Genomic DNA, 18,451 nt, shown 5'->3' with positions numbered 1-18,451 from the left:
TCATCGTCGGTCCTCTGCTTCGTCGTCGGTGGTCGTGGCGGCGGCCGGCTCGTCCGGTCCTCCGTCGGCGTCGAGGTCGGCCAGGACCGCCCGGAGCCGCGCGAACGCGGCGTTGGCGGCCGGCAGTCCCGCGTAGAGCGCGGTGTGCAGCAGCACCTCCGCGATCTCGGCGCGGGTGACGCCGTTGCGGAGGGCTCCGCGCAGGTGCATCGGGATCTCGTCCTCGGCGCGGAGGGAGACCAGCGCGGCGAGCGTGATCATGCTGCGCTCGCGGCGGCCGAGCCCGGGCCTCGTCCAGACCTCGCCCCAGGCGTACCGGGTGAGGAACTCCTGGAAGTCGGCGGTCTCGGGGGTGATGCGGGCGGCGGCCGCGTCGACGTGCGCGTCGCCGAGCACCGCCCGCCGGGTCGTGCCGCCGAGGGAGGCGCGGCGGGAGACGATCGCCGCCAGCCGCTCGGGCGCCTCGTAGCCGGGGAGGTGGCCGACGCCGTCGAGCACCTCGACGCGGGCGCCGGGCATCGCCTCGGCCTGCTCCCGGATGCTCGCGAGCGGCAGGGCTGCGTCGAGCCCGCCGGCCACCAGGAGCACGTCGCGGGCGGCGGCGAGGCCCGACGGGTGGGCGAGGGCCTCGCAGCAGAGGGCGTACGACTCGTCGTCGACGTCGACCAGCTCGCCGAGAGCGGCGCCGACCGTGTCCGGGGAGGACTGGACGAACGCGGGCGCGAACCAGCGCTCGGCGCTGAGCGTCACGAGGGACGCGGTGCCGCTCCGACGCGCCGTTCCGGCCCGGTCCGCCCAGCCGTCAGGTGTTCCGATGCGCGGCGCCGAGCAGATCGCGGTGACGGAGGCGAGTCGCTCGGGGGCGTCGACCGCGAGACCGAGGCCGATCGCGCCGCCGAGCGAGATGCCCGCGTAGTGGAAGGCTCCGCCGCCGGCCGCGTCGACGAGGCCGAGGACCGCCTCCGCCAGCTCGGCGATCGAGAACGGCGCGGTCGCGGCGGGGCTCCGGCCGTGGCCGGGGAGGTCGAAGCGGAGGATCCGGAACGTTCGGGCGAGCTCGGGGAGCGCCGCCTCCCAGAGCCGGGTGGTCGTGCCCAGCGAGGGGCCGAGCACGAGCAGGGGCGCGTCGCTGCGGAGGGACGTGGTGGCCGTGGTGAGGCCGGAGAGCACGGGGACGGTCATGGTGCGGTCTCTCCCTCGGGGGCGGCCGCGGAGTCGCGGACCGTGGCGAAGCGGGCGATCGCCGCGTCGATCCAGGCGCCGGTGACGCCCGGCGAGGAGGAGGGCTCGAAGGCCCGGGCGACGCGCTCCTGGAGGGCCTCGTCCGGGCCGAGCAGGCCCGAGACGACGACGCGGAGCGGGCGGCCGGTCGCGGCGCTCTCCCGCGAGGCCCGTCCGAGCAGGGCGAACGCCTCCGCCCGCCCGAGGCGCTCGCCGAGCAGCGTCGCGACGTCCTCGCTGAACACGGAGCCGTCGCCGGAGACGAGGTGCTCGCGCATGGCGTCGGGGCGCACCTCGAGCGAGGCGACCAGATCAGCGGCGCCCGTGACCGCGCCGAGCGCCGCCTCCTGGAGCTGCTGCAGTGGACGCCACTCGGCGTGCCACGCGCCGCTCGGCCGCTGGTCCTCGGCGGCGAGCGCCGCGAAGAGCGAGCCGACGAGCCCGGGGGCCTGCCGGGCTGCGGCGACGACCAGGACCGCGCCGATCGGGTTGCGCTTGTGCGGCATGGCCGAGGAGCCGCCCTCGCCCGCTCCGAGGCTCTCGCCGAGCTCGGCGGTCTCGGTGCGGGCGAGCAGGGTGACGTCGAGGGCCACGGCGCCCGCGGCTCCGGCGGCGAGCCCGAGTGCGGAGGCCAGCTCGACGACGGGGGTGCGGTCGGTGTGCCAGACGGCGGCCGGTGCGCGGAGTCCGAGGCGGTCGGCGTATCCGGCGACCACGCGGAGGGTCCGCTCGACGGCGTCGGCGGGGGAGGTGCGCTCGCCGACGACCGCCACGAGCGCCGCGAGGGTCCCGACCGCTCCGCCGAGCTGTGCGGGCAGGGCGGTCCGGGTGCGCCGGACGGCGGCGAGGGCGGCAGTGACTGCGCCGAGGCGCTCGGCGGAGACGGCTCCGAAGACGGTGGGGGCGGCGTGCTGACCGAGCGTCCGGCCGACCATCGGCGTCGCCCGGTGCCGGTCGGCGAGCGCCGCCAGGGCCTCGCCCAGCCGGACGAGCTCCTCGTCGATCCGCTCGAGGACGGCCGCGGCGCGGACCATCACGGCCGTGTCGAGGACGTCCTGGCTGGTCGCGCCCAGGTGGAGCGCGGCGCCGGAGCCGGGGGAGGCCGCCTCGGCGGCGGCGCGGAGGCGCGGCACGAGGGGGATGACCGGGTTGCCGCCGGCTCGGGCCTCCTCGGCGACGGCGTCGAGCTGCTCCAGCACCGCGGAGCGGATCTCCTCGGCGTGCGGAGAGAGGTCGGTGTCGACCACTCCCACCTCCCGGAGGGCGGCCGCGAGGGCGAGCTCGGCGTCGATCATCGCGCCGAGCAGCGCCTCGTCGCCGGTCAGCTCGCGGATCGCGGGCGAGGCCAGCGGGTCGACGAGGCTCCGCCGCTCAGCCATCGAGTCCTCCCGAGAGGTCGAGGAAGACGGTCTCGCCCTCGCCCTGCAGCCGGATGTCGAACCGCACGACGGGCAGACCGGTCGCCGCGCCCTCCTCGACGACGAGCAGGGTGCGCCCGCGGGCCGGGTCGAGCGAGCGGAGCAGCGCGTCCTCGCCCGAGAAGTAGGCGCGGGTCCCGAGGTGGTGGGTGACGCCGCGGGCGAAGACGGTGACGACGACGAACGCCGCGCCTCCCTCCGGAGCCCCCGGTCGGAGCGTGGTGAAGGCGTACTCGCCGGCGCGGGTCGTGGCCGTGCGGCCGAATCCCGTGAAGGCGATCCCGTCGCGCAGGAGGCTGCCGCGCTCGCGGGGGATGCGGCCCTCCGCGTCGCGCTGCCAGATCTCGACGACCGCGTCGGGGACGGGCTCGCCCGCGCCGTCGGTGATCGTGCCGCGGAGGCGGATCGCTCCGGGGTGCGTCGCCGCGACGAGCTCCGGCCCGCCGTCGTAGGGCAGCGCGTAGCCGAAGAAGGGGCCGACCGTCTGCGACGGCGTGGGTGCGCGCTCAGGCATCGTCGTCCTCCGCTTCGAGGGGGGTCGACCGCGCCCCGGTGAGCACGACGTCCCAGCGGTAGCCGAGCGAGGACTCGGGCGTGCTCGCCTCGTGGTCGTAGGCGCCGACGAGCCGCTCGCGCGCCGCCGGGTCGGTGATCGACTGCAGGATCGGGTCGAGCGGGAAGAGCGGATCGCCGGGGAAGTACATCTGCGTGATCAGGCGCTGCGTGAACGCGGTGCCGAAGAAGGAGAAGTGGATGTGCGCGGGCCGCCAGGCGTTCCGGTGGTTGCGCCACGGGTAGGCGCCCGGCTTGATCGTCGTGAAGCGGTAGCCGCCGTCCGGCCCGGTGATGAGCCTGCCGACCCCGGTGAAGTTCGGGTCGAGCGGCGCCGGGTGCTGGTCGCGCTTGTGCACGTAGCGGCCCGAGGCGTTCGCCTGCCAGAGCTCGACGAGCTGCCCGGCCACCGGCCGCCCGTCGCCGTCGAGCACACGGCCCGACACGGTGATCCGCTCGCCGAGGGGCTCGCCCGCGTGCTGGATCGTCAGGTCGCTCTCGTACTCGTCGACGTCGGTGTGGCCGAACGCCGGCGAGGTGAGCTCGATCTCCTCCGGATCGGCGCGCACCAGCTCGTGCGTCGGGTGCCGGAGGGCGGTGCTCCGGTACGGCGGGTAGTCGCGGCGGGGGTGCAGCTCGGCGGCGGCGCCGGAGCGGACGCGGTCGCGCGCCTCCTGCTCGATCGCGGCGATCTCTGCCGACACGGCGGCCTGGCCGAGCGGCTCCGGCGCGCTCACAGCGGCAGTCCCGTGTACTGCTCGGCGAGCGAGCGCTGGGCGTGCACCGAGCCGATCACGTAGTCGAGGCGCCCGAGCTGCGCGCGGAAGTCGAACTCGCCGCCCGCCTCGAGGGTCTGCCGGTGCAGCAGCTCGGTCATCCACACCGAGAACTGCTGGACCCGCCACTGGCGGGCGAGGGCGGCCGCCTCGTAGCCCTCCAGCAGCGTCTCGTCGCCCCCGTCGGCCGCGATGAGGCCGCGCACGAGCAGGACGACGTCGGCGATGGCCGAGTTCAGACCCTTGGCTCCCGTCGGCGGGACGATGTGGCCCGCGTCCCCGACGAGGAACAGGCGGCCGTGGGCGAGGCGGGACGAGACGAAGCTGCGCATCGGAGTGATCGACTTCTCGGTGATCGGCCCCTCCTGCAGGGACCAGCCCTCGACGCCCAGGCGCTCCTGCAGCGCCGCCCAGATCCGCTCGTCCGGCCAGGCCGCGATGTCGTCGTCGGGGTCGACCTGGAGGTAGAGGCGCGAGACCGAGGGGCTGCGCATCGAGTGCATGGCGAAGCCGTCGGGGTGCAGCGCGTAGATGAGCTCGTCGGTCGACGGCGCGACGTCGGCGAGGACGCCGAGCCAGGCGTAGGGGTAGGCGCGGTCGAGCTCGGCGCGCTCGGCCGCCGGGATGCTGGGTCGGCTGATCCCGTGGAAGCCGTCGGCCCCCACGATGTACGCCGCCTCGAGCCGGTGCTCCTCGCCGTCGTGCGTGAAGGTCACAGACGGCCGATCACTCTCGAGGTCGTGCAGCGCCACGTCGGAGACGCCGTAGCGGACGTCCGAGCCCTCGGCCTCGTGCGCGGCGACGAGGTCCTTGACCACCTCCTGCTGGCCGTAGACCGTGACGGTCCGGCCGATCAGCTCGTCGAAGTCGACGTGGTGGCGCCGGCTGACGCCCTGCGCGTCCGGGCCCTGGAGGTAGATGCCGCTGTGCTGCATCCCCTCGCGCGCCAGGCGCTCGCCGAGGCCGAGACCAGTGAGCACGTCGACCGAGCTCTGCTCGAGCACGCCGGCGCGGATGCGCGAGAGGACGTAGTCGCGCGAGCGGTTCTCGAGGACGACGGAGTCGATGCCGGCGCGCCGGAGCGCCCAGCTGAGCAGCAGGCCCGCGGGCCCGGCGCCGATGACGGCGACACGTGTGGTGGGAGTGGGCACGGGGTTCCTCGCGACGGTGACAGGGACACCACGATGCTCGGGGCGGGACCGGTCGCGGGGAGCGGGGTTTCCATCCAGTGGAAGGAACGTGCTCGAGCCCGCCTGGGGAGGAGCCTCGCCGGCCCCGCTCACGCGACCACCGAGCGCCGGTAGCCGAGCGCCCGGCTCACTCCGGCCGCAGCTGCGCGCACCTCGCGCTCGAGGAGGTCGTCCGGCCGCGGCTCCGAGCCAGTGACCACCGAGAGTGCAGCGACGACGCGGGAGGCGCGGTCGCGGATGGGAGCAGCCACCGAGCTCGTCCCCGCCGTCATCTCCTCGGAGGAGAGCGCGACGCCGCAGTGCCGGATCTCGGCCAGCCGCCGGCGCAGCGCGTCGGGCGAGGTCACCGTGCGCGGGAGGAAGCGCGGGAGGTCGCGGGCGACGTACTCCTCGAGGTCCTCGGCCGGGGCGTGCGCGAGCAGCACCAGTCCGACTCCGGTCGCGTGCAGGGGCAGGCGCGCCCCGACGCTCGAGACGACGGGCACCGCGCGGTGCGCCGACAGCTTCTCGATGTAGAGCGCCTCGGCGCCGTCGAGCACGGCGAGGTGGACGTGCTGGTGGGTCGCCTCGTACAGGTCCTCGAGGAACGGCAGGGCGATCGCGCGGAGCGACCGGGTCGCGGGGACCCGGGTCCCGAGCTCCCACAGGCGCAGGCCCAGCGTGTACCGGCCGTCGTCGCGACGCGCGAGCCCGCCCCACTCCACGAGCTCGGCGAGCATCCGGTGCACGGTCGACAGCGGCAGCCCCGTCCGCTGGGCGATCTCCGAGAGGCTGAGCGAGGCCCGCGCCCCGGGCTCGGCGAACACGTCGAGGATGGACAGCAGCCTCGACGCCACCGACACCGGCGCGGTCACGGGCTCAGTCCACGGCCGAGAGGACGAGCGCGGAGCCCTGGCCGCCGCCGCCGCAGATGCCCGCGGCGCCGATCGAGCCGGGTCCGAGCGCGGCGAGCCGGCGGGCGAGGTGGCCGACGATCCGGGCGCCGGACGCGCCGATGGGGTGACCGAGGGCGATCGCGCCGCCGTGCGGGTTCACCAGGGCGGGATCCACGCCGAGGTCGGCGGTCGACTGCACGGCCACCGCGGCGAAGGCCTCGTTGATCTCGACCGCGGCGAGGTCCGCGACGCTCCACGGCGTCCGCTCGAGGGCGCGGAGGATCGCGGCGGAGGGCTGCGAGTGCAGGGTGAGCCCGGGGCCGGCGACCATCGCGGCCGCCTCCACGCGGGCGAGCGGGACGAGGCCGCGGCGTCGCGCCTCCGACTCCTCCATCAGCACGAGGGCGGCGGCGCCGTCGGTGATCTGCGAGGAGTTGCCCGCCGTGATCGTGCCGTCGGCGGCGAACGCGGGGCGGAGGGCGCCGAGCGCCTCGACCGTGCTGTCGGGGCGCACGCCGTCGTCCGCCGATACGAGCGCTCCGTCGCGGCCGTGCGTGGTGAGCGGAGCGATCTCCTCGGCCAGCACGTCGGCCGCGGCCGCCGCCCGGGCGTGCGAGGAGGCGGCGAACGCGTCCTGCTCGGCACGGCCGAGGCCGAGCCGTCCGTTCTCCTCCTCGGTCGACGCTCCCATCGAGCGGCGCTCGAACGTGTCGCTCAGGCCGTCGACCTCCATCGAGTCCAGCATCGCCACCTCGCCGAAGCGGCGGCCGCGGCGCGAGCCCGGCCAGACGTGCGGGGCGAGCGACATCGACTCCTGGCCCCCGGCGACCGCGACGTCGACCTCGCCGAGGACGATGCGGCGCGCCGCGTCGGCGACCGCCTCCGCCCCCGAGAGGCAGACGGCGTTCAGCGTCAGGGCCGGGACGTGCAGCGGGACGCCCGCACCCCGGGCGGTCTGCCGTGCCGGGTTCTGGCCGGCGCCGGCCTGCAGCACCTGGCCCATCAGCACGATCTCGACGTCGTCGGGCGAGACGCCCGAGCGCGAGAGGGCCGCGGCGACGGCGTGGGCGCCGAGCTCCGTGGCGGGAAGGGAGGCGAAGCGGCCGAGGTACCGCGCGAACGGGGTCCGGGCGTAGCCGACGACGACGGCGCGGCGGGTGGGCGTGGTGATCATCGGCGATCCTCCGGTCGAGCAGGGCTGCCCTCATCCTCGCCGCGCGGATCGCGCCTGCGAAGACGCGATCGGTGATGCCGCGCTTCGTCCCCGTGGATGCGCTCGCGCGGCGGGCCGGATACGCAGCGTCGGAGCCGATCGGGGCGGCGGCCCCGGAGGAGCCTGCCGGGCCAGGCGCTACCGTGAGGGGGGCGCGCCGACGCGTCCGCGAGAGGAGCCGGACATGAGCCGGACAGCACCCGCTCCGCGCGACAGCACGACAGGGCGGTCGACCGCGTGAGCACCGGCCGGATGAGCCCGCGGCCCGACATGAACCTCCTCGTCGTCCTCGACGCCCTCCTCGCGGAGCGCAGTGTCACCCGGGCGGCCCGCAGCCTCGGCCTGAGCCAGCCCGCGGTCAGCGCCTCGCTCGCCCGCCTGCGCATCCACTTCGACGACGAGATCCTCACCCGGGTGGGAAACACCTACCGGCTGACTCCGCTCGCGATCCGGCTGATCGATCAGACGAGCTCGGCGCTGGAGGCGACCCGCGCGGTCTTCTCCACCGCCGCGCTGTTCGATCCGGCCACCTCGCCCCGGGAGTTCAGCCTCTACGGCTCCGACTACGCCTTCGCGATCGTCGGCAGCCGGGTCTCGCTCGCCGTGCGCGAGACCGCTCCGCACGTGCGCTTCCGCTTCGCCCTGCACAACCCGGCCATCGTCGAGGACCCGATGAACACCCTCCGCAACGTCGACGGCATGCTCCTGCCGCGCGGCTTCGCGAGCGATCTGCCCTCGATGGACCTCTACGAGGACGACTGGCTCGCCGTGGTCTGGGCGGGCAACGACGCCGTCGGCGACGCGCTGACCCTGGAGGACCTGCACCGGCTGCCGTGGGTGTTCACCTACAAGACCCGGAGCGCCTTCACCGCCGCGTCCCGCCAGCTCGAGACGATCGGCATCGAGCCGCGGGTCGACGTCGTGGTCGAGGGCTTCCTGGCGCTGCCGTACTTCATCGTCGGGACCGACCGGATCGGCATCGTGCAGAAGCGGCTGGCCGACCGGATGCTCGCGTCCGGAGACCTGCGCGTGCTGCCGCTGCCGTTCGAGGCGCTCCGGCTCTCGGGAGCGCTGTGGTGGCACCCGATGCACACCGACGACCCGGGCCACCAGTGGATGCGGCAGCAGTTCCGCCGGCACGGGCGGGTGCTCGAGGAGGAGTGACGGACGTCCCGCGCGATCCGCGGTCGCGCCGGGTCACGGCCGATGACATTACCAGCGCGGCTGGCGTCGGTGATGTTGCCAACCGGCCTGATGACGCCTCCGGACGCCTGCGCGGATCAGCCCGCGGAGCGCGCCCGGGCCGCGGGGGACCCCGGTCGGCGCCGGGCCCGCACCAACGGTGGCACCGGCTGAGACGCTCCGACCACGGTCGTGATCGTCCCGAGCAGGTCCACGGTCATCGTCACCTCGTCGCCCTCGCGGAGCGGAGGCGGCGGCGGCGTTCCCGCCCGGCCCCACAGCTCCGCCAGGCAGCCCGTTCCCGCCGTGCCCGAGCCGAGCACGTCGCCCGCCGCGAGCCGCGAGTCGCGCGACGCGTAGGCGACCAGCTCCGCGAACGGCCAGCCCATGTCGGCGAGCGTGTCGCGGCCGATCTCGACGCCGTTGACCGAGACGGTCATCGTCAGATCGAGGAACCCCTCCGCGTCGTGCCGCTCCGCCACCTCGTCGGCGGTCGTGATCCACGGGCCGAGCGTGCTGCCGAAGTCCTTGCCCTTGCAGGGCCCCAGGCGCACCTTCATCTCACGGGCCTGGACGTCGCGGGCCGACCAGTCGTTGAAGACCGCGTAGCCGAAGATCCGCTCGTGGGCGGCGGCCGCGTCGAGCGAGCGCGACGGCCCGGTGCCTCCGATGACGGCCGCGACCTCGAGCTCGAAGTCGAGGCGCTCGGAGGCGGGCGGCACGAGCTCCTCGCCGGTCGCGAGCAGGGTGTGCGGGTTGGTGAAGTAGAAGGTCGGCGCGTCGTACCACTCGGGGACCACGCCCTCGGAGGAGTCGATGCTCCGGACGACGCCCTCCACGTGCTCCTCGAAGGCCACGAAGTCGCGGACGCTCGGCGGGTCCAGCGGAGTCCGCAGGCGCACGGCCGACAGCGGCTCGCCGTCGCCCGAGACCAGCGAGGGGCCGCGGCGCAGCGCCTCCGGCAGACCGCCGCGGACGACGTCGAGCACAGTGAGCCCGTCAGCGAAGGCGATCACGCGGTCGTCGACGACGAGCCCCTCCGTGGAAGCGCCATCGGAGCCGATCCAGCGCGCGAGCCTCATCGCGGCACCGCGGGACCGGCGAGCAGCGCCTCCGCGTTCCCGCCGAGCACCGCCTCGAGCACCGGGGAGTCGAGCGCCTCCCGCGCCGCCCCCACCGGGTCCTCGACGCCCATGTCGAACGGGTAGTCCGACCCGAGCAGCACCCGGTCGGCTCCGGCGACCTCGACGAGGGCGCGCAGCTGCGAGGGCGAGTGGGTCAGCGAGTCGAACCAGAGGCGGCGCAGGTAGCTGGACGGCGGGTGCTCGCACGAGCGGGCCTCGGGGCGCACCCGCCAGCCGTGATCGCTCCGGCCGATCGAGGTGGGGAGGTAGCCGCCCGCGTGGGCCGCGACGATCCGCAGGTCCGGGAACCGGTCGAGGACGCCTCCGAAGATCAGGTGCGACAGCGCGATCGCGTTCTCGGCGGGCTGGCCGACGATGTTCGAGAGGTAGTGCTCGTCGATCCGCTCGTCGAGGGTGCAGCCGAAGGGGTGCAGGAACAGCACGGCGCCCGTCTCGGACGCGCGGGCCCAGAACGGGTCGAGCCGCGGATCCGAGAGCTCGACGCCGTTCGCGGTGGAGGAGATCTCGACGCCGGCGAGCCCGCGTCCGAGCGCGTCGTCCAGCAGATCGACGCAGAGCTCCGGGTGCTGCGCGGCGACCAGCCCGAGGCCGCGGAGCCGGGTGGGCGCCTGCGCGACCAGCTCGGCCACGAGGCGGTTCGCCTCCCGCGCCGACCAGTCGGCCAGCGCCGCGTCCGCCCAGGGGTAGTAGTGGGAGGGAGACGGGGAGACGACCTGCACGTCGACTCCGGCCTCGTCCATGTCGGCGAGGCGGCGCTCGAGCACGGTGAGACGGTCGAAGCGGGAGCGGATCATGCCGCCGGAGACGGCGAGCGACTCCGGTCCCTGGCGGCGCGCGTCGAGCGCCTGCGCGGCGGCGATGCCCTCGGGGTCGCGCGCGGCGACCGCGGCCTGGAGACCGGGGAGCAGGACGTGCGCGTGGACGTCGACGACGCTCATGCCGGCTGCCCCACGACGGCGGCGACGCGGCGCATCAGCCCGGGGACGTCGGCTCCGCGGTCGTGCGCGAAGAGCCAGTCGCACAGCTGCACCGACGCCTCGACGACCTGGCGGGCGCGGTCGAGGCGGCGGGCGGTGAAGGCCTGGAAGACCGACTCGTCGACGGTGTCCGCGGCGAGCAGCAGCTCCGAGAGCACCAGGGCGTCCTCGAGGGCCATCGCGGCGCCCTGGGCGACGGTGGGCGGGCAGGAGTGGGCGGCGTCGCCGATGACCACGACGCGGCCGCGGTTCCACGGCCCGTCGATGAGGTGGCTGGTGAACCAGGTGTAGTTGACCCGGGAGCTGTCGTCGAGGCTCTCGCGCACCTCGTCCCAGGGCCCGTGGTACGCCCGGGCGAGCTCCTTCATCGTCGCGACCTGCTCCTCCGCGGAGAGCAGCTGGCGCTCCTGCGCGTCCTCGACGAGGTAGGCGTACATCCGGTCCTCGCTCGTCGGGCAGTAGCCGGCGATGTAGCAGGGGCCGCCGTAGACGAGGTCGGTGTGGGTGACCTCGGCGGGGCGCGGCACGAAGGCGCGCCAGATGCCCATGCCGTTGCGCTGCGGGGTCGTCTCGATGCCGATCATCGAGCGGACCGCGGAGTGCAGGCCGTCGGCGCCGATCACGAGGTCGTAGCGGTCGCTGACGCGCTCCCCGCCGACGGTGGAGTGGAGGGTGACGGCGTCGCCGTGGTCGTCGAGCGCGTCCACGCGGGTCGACCACCGGACGCGGGCGCCGAGCTCCTCGGCCCGCGCGAGCAGGATCCGCGCCAGCTCGGGGCGGTACATCCCGATCGTCGCGGGGAAGTCCGGGCCGCCGGTCTTCGCGTCCGGGATCAGCGCGACCACCGTGGCCTGCGGATCGGGTGCGCGCAGGCCCAGCACGTCGGCCGGGTAGGAGCGCTCGAGCACCTCGTCCCAGACGCCCAGCCGGGCGAGGGTGCGGCAGGCGTTGCCCTGGATCGTGATGCCCGATCCGGTGTCGGAGAGGCCGTCGCGCGCGTCGAGGAGGTCGACGTCGACCCCTCCCTCGCGCAGGAGGATCGCGGCGGCGAGACCGGCGAAGCCGGCCCCGACGATGCCGACGGAGGAGAGTGCTGGCATGACCGGCTCCTTCAGAGTGGTGGTGCGGAGGCGACGAGCGCCGGGGAGGTGGGGCTACTTCAGGGCGATCGGGTTGACCGGGGCTCCGACGGCGCCCGTGAACGGGATCGGGGCGGCGACGAGGAGGAACTCCCACACGCCGTCCGCGCGGCAGTCGGCCGCGAGCGCGTCGAGGTCCCACATCTCGCCGATGGTGAGGCCCATGTTCGGGATGGCGACCTGGTGCAGCGGCTGGAAGGCCTCGTCGAACTCGTTGGGGCGGACCTCGAAGCCCCAGGTGTCGGTGGCGACCGCGGCGACGTCGCGCTCGCGCAGCCAGCCCGCGGTGGTGAAGGAGAGGCCGGCGCTGGGGCCGCCCGCGTACCCGTTCCAGCCCTCGCGCCTGGCGCGGGCGAGGCGTCCGGTGCGGACGAGCAGCAGGTCGCCCTCGCCGACGCGGGAACTCGCTCCCTGCACGGCGATCGTTCGCTCGAGGTCGGCGACGGTGATGGCGTAGCCGTCGGGCAGCTCGCCGCCCTCGCCGATCGCGCTGCCGACGTCGAGGAGCACGCCGCGGCCGTTGAGCAGGGCGCTCACGTGCTCGATCCCGGTCACTCCGTCGCCCTCGCTGGTGACGACCCGGCCGGCGGCGCGGCCGTTCCAGGCCTTCCCGCGGTCGAAGATGTGGCCGAGGCCGTCCCACTGGGTCGAGGCCTGGAGCGGCATGGCGACCACGTCGTCCGCGCCGCCGATGCCGTGCGGGAAGCCCTGGTCGCCGAACTCGGCGTCCAGGCCCGTGTCGAGCATCGTGTGCACGGGGTTCGTGCGGCGGCGCCAGCCGTTCTGCGGTCCCTCGGAGTCGAAGCGCTGCGAGAGGCTGAACGCCGCGCCGCGGGTGACGAGGCGGGCCGCGGCCAGGCGGCGCTCGTCGGTGATGAGGTTCGCGGTGCCGACGCGGTCGTCCTCGCCCCAGCGGCCCCAGTTGCGGTGGGCCTCGGCGGAGCGGCGGACCTCCTCGGCGGGGTCGCTGCGATCGAGATCCGCCGGGTCGCGGGTCGGCGGGGTGGTCATCGGGGCTGCTCCGCCACGCAGGTGAAGCGCTGCGTGCCGAGACCGGTCACCGAGCCCTCGAGGCGGTCGCCGGCCTTGAGGAAGATCCCGCGCGCCTGGCCGTTGCCGGCCGGGCTGCCCGTGAGCAGCAGGTCGCCGGGGAGGAGGGGGATCGTCTGCGAGGCGGCCGAGATCAGCCGCGGGATGTCGAAGAGGAGGTCGCTCGTGTCGGCGTCCTGCATCGTCTCGCCGTTGAGGTCGAGCCGCAGCTCGAAGGGGGCGTCCGTGAACTCGGACGCGGGCACCGCGAACGGGCCGGTGGGGTTGAAGCCGGGCGAGTTCTTCGCGCGGAACCAGTCGGTGCCGATCTCGGGCATGTCCTTGCGGAAGATCAGGTCGCGGGTGCTCACATCGTTGACGATCGTGTAGCCCCAGACGTGGTCCATGGCGTCCTCGGGCGAGACGTGGAACGCCTCCGTGCCGATGATCACGGCGAGCTCGAGCTCCCAGTCGTGGCGCTCGCTCGCGGCGGGCAGCACCAGGTCGGAGTCGGCGGCGACGACGGTCTGCGGCAGGCCGATGAAGAAGTAGGGCTCCCCGTGAGCGGCGCGGGCGTCCATCATCGCGGCGGCCTCGGCGCGGACCTGCTCCACGGGGCGGGGGTCGTCGGGGGAGCGGTGGCCGACGACCAGCCCGATGACGTGGGTGCGGTAGTTGGCGCCGGTCTGCAGCAGCTGGCGCGGAGCCACGGGGGCGAGGAGCTCGATCTCGTCGAGGGCGACGCCCTCTGAGCCGCCGGGGATCGCGCGGACCGCCTGCTCGAGCTCGGCCCAGCGGGCGAAGACCTCGTTCGCGTCCGCGACGCCCAGGGCGGAGAGGTCGACGCGGTGCACGCGTCCCTCCGAGAGGACGCCCAGCGCGGGGCCGTCAGGGGTGCGGAAGCGCACCAGTCCGAATCGGACGAGAGCGTCCTCGGGTCGCAGCGTCATCAGTGACGGTCCTTCCGGTCCAGCGGCGTCGTCACCGCTCCCTCACTCTGACCCCGCTCGGGGTGATCCGCCAGATCGATTCCCCGATGCGGCGCATCCACGGGATCGATGACCGAGGGCATCACCCGAGCTGATGCCGACGATAGGCAAGTGCAGGTTCCCGGATACCTCCGGCGTCGCGAGAGTGGGGAGCGCGGCACGCCGAGGCCGCCCGAGTCCCCGGAAAGGATCAACGATGATCAAGCTGCTCTCCCACCTCTCGTTCGTGACCATCACCGCCCCCGACGTCGAGGCGAGCGTGCGCTTCTACGAGGAGCAGGTCGGCCTCACCGTCGTCGACCGCACCGACGACGCCGTCTACCTCCGCTGCTGGGGCGACTACTACCGCTACAGCGTCGTGATCGTCGCCGGCGACGAGCCCTCGCTCGAGACCATGGCGTGGCGCACCTCCAGCGCCGAGGCCCTCGAGGAGGCGGCGCGCCGCATCGAGGAGGCCGGCTCCGCGGGCGAGTGGTTCGAGGGCGCCGGCATCGGCCGCGCCTACCGCTTCACCGGCCCCTACGGCCACTCGATGACGCTGCACTGGGACGTCGAGCACTTCCACGCCGAGGGCGACGCCGGCTCGATCTACCCCGACCGCCCCTCGCGCCGCAGCCGCCACCTCGGCGCGCCCCGCCAGCTCGACCACGTCACGATCGCCTCGCGCGACGTCGACGGTTTCGCGAAGTGGTACAACGATGTGCTCGGCTTCCGCATCATGGCGCGCACCGTCCTCGACGAGGCGCCGATCTCGGTCTTCTCGGTGCTGACCACCAACGAGAAGTCGCACGACCTCGGCGTCGTCCTGGACGGCTCCTCGCGCCCCGGCCGCGTCAACCACTACGCCTTCTGGGTCGACCAGCGCGAGGACCTCCTCCAGGCCGCCGACATCCTGATGGAGAACGGCGTGCCGATGGAGTACGGCCCCTCGATCCACGGCATCGGCGAGCAGAACTTCCTCTACTTCCGCGACCCGTCCACGCTCCGCATCGAGATGAACACGGGCGGCTACCGCAACTACGTGCCGGACTGGACGCCGAACACCTGGAAGCCCTCGCTCGGCTCGAACAACTTCTACCGCAACAGCGCCATGCCGATGTCGATGACGGAGTCGTTCCCGCCGGCCGACGGCCCGAGCGCGACCGAGGAGGGCGTGCCGGACGAGATCAAGGACGCGCTGCTCAACCCCTACAAGGTGCAGGGCCGCGGCTGACGCCGTCCCGTCCCACGAGGGCGCCGCAACCCGATCGGGTGCGGCGCCCTCGTTCGTCCCGGCCCGGTGAGCAGCCGCGGCGTCAGCTCGGCGGCGCCGCCGTCGACGCCCGCTCCACCAGCACCGGCGGCACCGGGCGGTCGACGGCGGGCTCCTCGCCGCGCAGCTCCGCGAGCACGACCCCGATCGTGCGGCGGCCGACCTCCGCGAAGTCCTGGCGGATGGTCGTCAGCGGCGGCTGGTAGTGCGCCGCCTCGGGCACGTCGTCGAAGCCGACGACGCTGAGGTCCTCGGGCACGCGCAGTCCCCGCTCGGTGCAGGCGTGCAGGAGTCCGAGGGCCATCTGGTCGTTGCCGGCGAACACCGCGGTCGGCAGAAGCGCGGCTCCGAGGAGGCGGAGGCCGGCGCGGTAGCCGGACTCGGCGCTCCAGTCGCCCTCCACGACAGCGACGGGGTCGAGGCCGGCCGCGCTCATCCCGGCGCCGAAGCCCTCGAGCCGGGCCTGCGCCTCCACCCAGTGCTGCGGACCGGCGAGGTGCGCGATGCGGGTGTGGCCGAGGCCGACGAGGTGCTCGGTCGCCAGTCGTGCTCCGGCCGCCTGGTCGACGAGGAGCAGGGAGTCGGCGCCGCGGTCCGTCGCGCCGAGCGTCACCGAGGGGACGCCGATCGCGAGGCTCTCGATCGCCTCCAGCGCGCGCTCCTGCGGGGCGAGGACCACGATCGCCTCCACCGACTCCCGCTGCAGGTGGGCGAGGCCGTCGGCCAGCGACTCCGCGTCCGGCGCCGCGTTCACGACCGGGACCCGGTAGCCCGCGTCGCGCGCCGCCTGCTCGATCGCGGCCATCGCGGTGGCGGTGCCGTAGAAGCTGTGGCTCTCGGCGGCGAGGATCCCGATCAGGCCGGAGCGGCTCGTCGCCAGGGCGCGGGCGGCGGCGCTGGGGCGGAAGCCGAGGTCCTCGATCGCGGCGAGCACGCGCTCCCGGGTGCGCGGCCGCAGCTGGGGGCTGTCGTTGAGCACCCGCGAGACCGTCTGGTACGACACTCCGGCCCGCACCGCGACGTCGCGGATGGTCGGCGCGCGGTCGAGGGGCATGGCCACACCGTAGCGGTGCGTGCGCCCCCGCCCCCTCCCGCGAGACGCCTCCCGGGTGCGCGTTCGTCGGCGGGTCGCGTACCGGAGCGGCGTCCCGCGGGCGCGGGTCAGGGGCCGCCGAGCCAGTGGTCGATGCGGTGGTGGTCGGGGGTGAAGCCGTGGTCGACGCCCCAGAGGACGGCCTGCGTGCGGCTGGTCGCGCCGATCTTGCCGTAGACGCTGCGGATGTAGGACTTCACCGTGTTGGGGCTGAGGTAGGTGAGGGCGGCGACGTCGGCGTTGCTCTTGCCCTGCGTGATGAGCGCGAGGATCTCCGACTCCCGGTCGGTGATGCCCTCGTGGCGGCCCGGCCAGTCGAGGCCCGGTGCGCTGCCCGCCCGCCGTGGAGGATCACTGACGACGACCTCGCCCGCGGCCACCCGCTCGAGCGCGGCCACCAGCTCCCGCGCCGGCAGGGTCTTGGAGAGGTAGCCGTGGACGCCCTGCTCGAGGGCGTCCGCGATGAGCGTCGGCGCGAAGTTCCACGTGTAGACGACCACGTGCTCGGCCCGCTCGTTGCGCACCAGCTCCGCGATCTCGTGGTGGTCCGACTCCGGCTGGGCGAACGAGTCGTAGAGGACGACGTCGATCCGGTCGGAGAGTGAGGCGTTCGCGTCGATCTCGGCGACGACCACCCGGTCGCGGTAGTGGTCGAACATGTGCGCGAGGCCCGTGAGGACGACGTCGTAGTCGTCGACGAGCGCGACGGTGAGGGGCGCACGGCGGGTCATGGTCGGACGCTACCGCACGGCTCGTCGGTGCGAGCACACCCCCAGGGGTGTACCGCCGCCTCCTCCGGGGTGGTTGCGTAGCCACCGGTCCCGCAACCGCGGAACCGATCAGCGGGCCCCCGCCCGCACAACGGAAGGACGACCGCCATGCTCGGTCTCATCATCAGCCTCATCGTCGTCGGACTCATCGCAGGAGCGCTGGCCCGCCTCATCGTCCCCGGGAAGCAGAGCATCAGCATCGGCATGACCATCGTGCTCGGCATCGTCGGCTCGTTCGTCGGCGGCTTCCTCGGGTTCCTGATCTTCCAGCACGACCCGATGGACGGCTTCTTCCAGCCCGCCGGCATCATCGGCTCGATCATCGGAGCGATCATCGTCCTGCTCGTCTACACCCGCTTCGCCGGCCGCTCCGCCGCGCGCCGCTGACCCGCAGCGCACGGCGACAGCGAGGTCACTGCCGACCCGCCCTCCGCGGGCGTGCAGGCACCACGCTGACCGGCGGCCCCGGCCCGGTTCCCTCCACGGGCCGGGCCGTCGTGCTGTGCGCGGGGTGCCCGGGCGTCGTCCGCGGTCTCCGACGCTGCGTCCGCGGGTGCCGACGCTCCCTCCGCGGAGCCCGCGCCGCGTCCTCCGACCTCCGCGGATCGGCGGCGGAGTCCGTGGCTGCCGCGTCGGTGGCTGCCGAGTCCGTCGTCGCAGAGTCCGCAGCCGCGCAGTCCGTCGCCGCCCAGCCGCTGCGCACCGGGGTGCGCGATGCTCGGGCGATGCCGCTCGTCGTCCCCGATGCCCTCGTCCCGCTCGCGCTCCGGCTCGCCCGCGCGAACCGCACCTTCGTCAGCGCGGAGGGAGCCCGTCGCCGCATCCGGGAGCGTGCGCTCCGTCCCGCCTCCTACGGCCCGCCGCCCCGCCTCCGGCCCGGCGTGCGCGTCGACGTGGAGCAGGTCGGCTCCTGGCCGGTCTACACGATCCGCCCGCGGGTGATCCGCGGCGGCGTCGTCTACGTCCACGGCGGCGGCTGGGTGAACGAGATCGCGCCCCAGCACTGGTGGCTCGCCGCCCGCATCGCCGACGAGGCCTCCGTCGCGGTGACCCTCCCGATCTACCCGCTCGTGCCCTTCGGCACGGCGCTCGAGGCGCGCGACGGTGTCCGCGCCCTGGTGCTGCGGAGTCTGGAGCGGCACGGGGCGACCTGCCTCGCCGGCGACTCGGCGGGCGGCCAGATCGCCCTCTCGACCGCTCTCGCCCTGCGCGACGACGGGGTGGTCCTGCCGCGCACGACCCTCGTCTCGCCCGCGCTCGACCTCTCCTGGAGCAACCCGCGGATCCCCGAGGTGCAGCCGACCGATCCCTGGCTCGGCACCCCGGGCGGTCGCGTCCTCGCCGAGAGCTGGCGCGGCGCCCTCGACCTGCTCGATCCCGCGGTCAGCCCGCTGTTCGGCGACCTGGCGGGCCTCGGCCCCCTCACCGTCTTCACGGGCACGCGTGACGTCCTCAATCCGGACGCCCACGTGCTGGCCGAGCGGGCGGCGGCCGCCGGGGTCCCGTTCGAGCTCCACGAGGCCGTCGGGCAGGTCCACGTGTACCCGCTCGTGCCCACGCGGGCCGGCCGCGAGGCGCAGCACGACCTGGTCGAGGGGCTCCGCGCGGCGGTCTGATCGGAGGCGGTACG

The 18,451-nt window shown here is 74.5% G+C and carries 18 protein-coding genes; 4 read left to right on the top strand and 14 right to left on the bottom strand.

Annotation, left to right across the window (positions count from 1 at the left end):
* From C5D50_RS16765 to C5D50_RS01530, 7 genes are all read right to left on the bottom strand, one after another.
* Complete coding sequence (locus tag C5D50_RS16765) at positions 1 to 1,182, bottom strand: alpha/beta fold hydrolase (RefSeq protein WP_104282554.1); 1,182 nt, start codon at positions 1,180 to 1,182, stop codon at positions 1 to 3.
* Positions 1,179 to 2,600: a lyase family protein gene (locus C5D50_RS01555; RefSeq protein WP_104282553.1), complete on the bottom strand. Its 1,422-nt coding sequence runs from the start codon at positions 2,598 to 2,600 to the stop codon at positions 1,179 to 1,181. Before C5D50_RS01555 ends, C5D50_RS16765 begins: the two co-directional genes overlap by 4 nt.
* Positions 2,593 to 3,153 (bottom strand): protocatechuate 3,4-dioxygenase subunit alpha, encoded by a 561-nt coding sequence (gene pcaG / locus C5D50_RS01550; protein WP_104282552.1) that lies wholly within the window; start codon positions 3,151 to 3,153, stop codon positions 2,593 to 2,595. The genes C5D50_RS01555 and pcaG overlap by 8 nt, the downstream gene beginning before the upstream one ends.
* Positions 3,146 to 3,928: a protocatechuate 3,4-dioxygenase subunit beta gene (pcaH, locus tag C5D50_RS01545; protein ID WP_104282551.1), complete on the bottom strand. Its 783-nt coding sequence runs from the start codon at positions 3,926 to 3,928 to the stop codon at positions 3,146 to 3,148. Before pcaH ends, pcaG begins: the two co-directional genes overlap by 8 nt.
* Positions 3,925 to 5,118, bottom strand: a complete 1,194-nt coding sequence (locus tag C5D50_RS01540; protein ID WP_104282550.1) for a 4-hydroxybenzoate 3-monooxygenase — start codon at positions 5,116 to 5,118, stop codon at positions 3,925 to 3,927. The genes pcaH and C5D50_RS01540 overlap by 4 nt, the downstream gene beginning before the upstream one ends.
* Before the next feature lie 128 nt (positions 5,119 to 5,246).
* Positions 5,247 to 6,011, bottom strand: coding sequence for an IclR family transcriptional regulator (locus tag C5D50_RS01535; RefSeq protein ID WP_104282549.1), 765 nt, complete (start codon positions 6,009 to 6,011; stop codon positions 5,247 to 5,249).
* A 4-nt stretch (positions 6,012 to 6,015) separates the two neighbouring features.
* Entirely contained in the window at positions 6,016 to 7,206 is a 1,191-nt protein-coding gene (locus C5D50_RS01530; protein ID WP_104282548.1) for an acetyl-CoA C-acyltransferase, read from the bottom strand.
* A gap of 291 nt (positions 7,207 to 7,497) precedes the next feature.
* Between C5D50_RS01530 and C5D50_RS01525 the strand changes: the two genes are divergently transcribed.
* Positions 7,498 to 8,409, top strand: coding sequence for a LysR family transcriptional regulator (locus tag C5D50_RS01525; RefSeq protein ID WP_104282577.1), 912 nt, complete (start codon positions 7,498 to 7,500; stop codon positions 8,407 to 8,409).
* A gap of 116 nt (positions 8,410 to 8,525) precedes the next feature.
* Here C5D50_RS01525 and C5D50_RS01520 read toward each other — a convergent pair whose 3' ends face one another.
* The 5 genes from C5D50_RS01520 to C5D50_RS01500 are packed head-to-tail and all read right to left on the bottom strand — an operon-like array spanning position 8,526 to position 13,667.
* A complete protein-coding gene (locus C5D50_RS01520) occupies positions 8,526 to 9,509 on the bottom strand; it encodes a fumarylacetoacetate hydrolase family protein (protein ID WP_104282547.1) in 984 nt (327 codons plus the stop codon).
* Entirely contained in the window at positions 9,506 to 10,510 is a 1,005-nt protein-coding gene (locus tag C5D50_RS01515; RefSeq protein WP_104282546.1) for an amidohydrolase family protein, read from the bottom strand. The genes C5D50_RS01520 and C5D50_RS01515 overlap by 4 nt, the downstream gene beginning before the upstream one ends.
* A complete protein-coding gene (locus C5D50_RS01510; protein ID WP_104282545.1) occupies positions 10,507 to 11,649 on the bottom strand; it encodes an FAD-dependent monooxygenase in 1,143 nt (380 codons plus the stop codon). Before C5D50_RS01510 ends, C5D50_RS01515 begins: the two co-directional genes overlap by 4 nt.
* Before the next feature lie 54 nt (positions 11,650 to 11,703).
* Positions 11,704 to 12,699 (bottom strand): cyclase family protein, encoded by a 996-nt coding sequence (locus tag C5D50_RS01505; protein ID WP_104282544.1) that lies wholly within the window; start codon positions 12,697 to 12,699, stop codon positions 11,704 to 11,706.
* Entirely contained in the window at positions 12,696 to 13,667 is a 972-nt protein-coding gene (locus C5D50_RS01500) for a fumarylacetoacetate hydrolase family protein (RefSeq protein ID WP_104282543.1), read from the bottom strand. Before C5D50_RS01500 ends, C5D50_RS01505 begins: the two co-directional genes overlap by 4 nt.
* Before the next feature lie 235 nt (positions 13,668 to 13,902).
* On the opposite strand from C5D50_RS01500, the gene C5D50_RS01495 reads away from it, so the two are divergent.
* Complete coding sequence (locus C5D50_RS01495) at positions 13,903 to 14,919, top strand: VOC family protein (protein WP_104282542.1); 1,017 nt, start codon at positions 13,903 to 13,905, stop codon at positions 14,917 to 14,919.
* Between the two features lie 82 nt (positions 14,920 to 15,001).
* Here the strand turns inward: C5D50_RS01495 and C5D50_RS01490 are convergent, their stop codons facing one another.
* Together C5D50_RS01490 and C5D50_RS01485 are read right to left on the bottom strand one after the other, a co-directional pair.
* Complete coding sequence (locus C5D50_RS01490) at positions 15,002 to 16,012, bottom strand: LacI family DNA-binding transcriptional regulator (protein WP_104282541.1); 1,011 nt, start codon at positions 16,010 to 16,012, stop codon at positions 15,002 to 15,004.
* Between the two features lie 107 nt (positions 16,013 to 16,119).
* Positions 16,120 to 16,782 carry a response regulator transcription factor gene (locus tag C5D50_RS01485; RefSeq protein WP_104225041.1) on the bottom strand — a complete coding sequence of 221 codons (663 nt, stop codon included), beginning with the start codon at positions 16,780 to 16,782 and terminating at the stop codon, positions 16,120 to 16,122.
* A 147-nt stretch (positions 16,783 to 16,929) separates the two neighbouring features.
* Between C5D50_RS01485 and C5D50_RS01480 the strand changes: the two genes are divergently transcribed.
* Positions 16,930 to 17,208 (top strand): GlsB/YeaQ/YmgE family stress response membrane protein, encoded by a 279-nt coding sequence (locus tag C5D50_RS01480; protein ID WP_104225042.1) that lies wholly within the window; start codon positions 16,930 to 16,932, stop codon positions 17,206 to 17,208.
* A gap of 248 nt (positions 17,209 to 17,456) precedes the next feature.
* Positions 17,457 to 18,437, top strand: coding sequence for an alpha/beta hydrolase (locus C5D50_RS01470; protein WP_258069521.1), 981 nt, complete (start codon positions 17,457 to 17,459; stop codon positions 18,435 to 18,437).
* Positions 18,438 to 18,451 lie beyond the last annotated feature (14 nt).

It is taken from the genome of Rathayibacter sp. RFBD1, from assembly GCF_002932915.1.
Classification (GTDB): Bacteria; Actinomycetota; Actinomycetes; order Actinomycetales; family Microbacteriaceae; genus Rathayibacter.
This window is presented reverse-complemented; position numbering and strand designations above follow the sequence as displayed.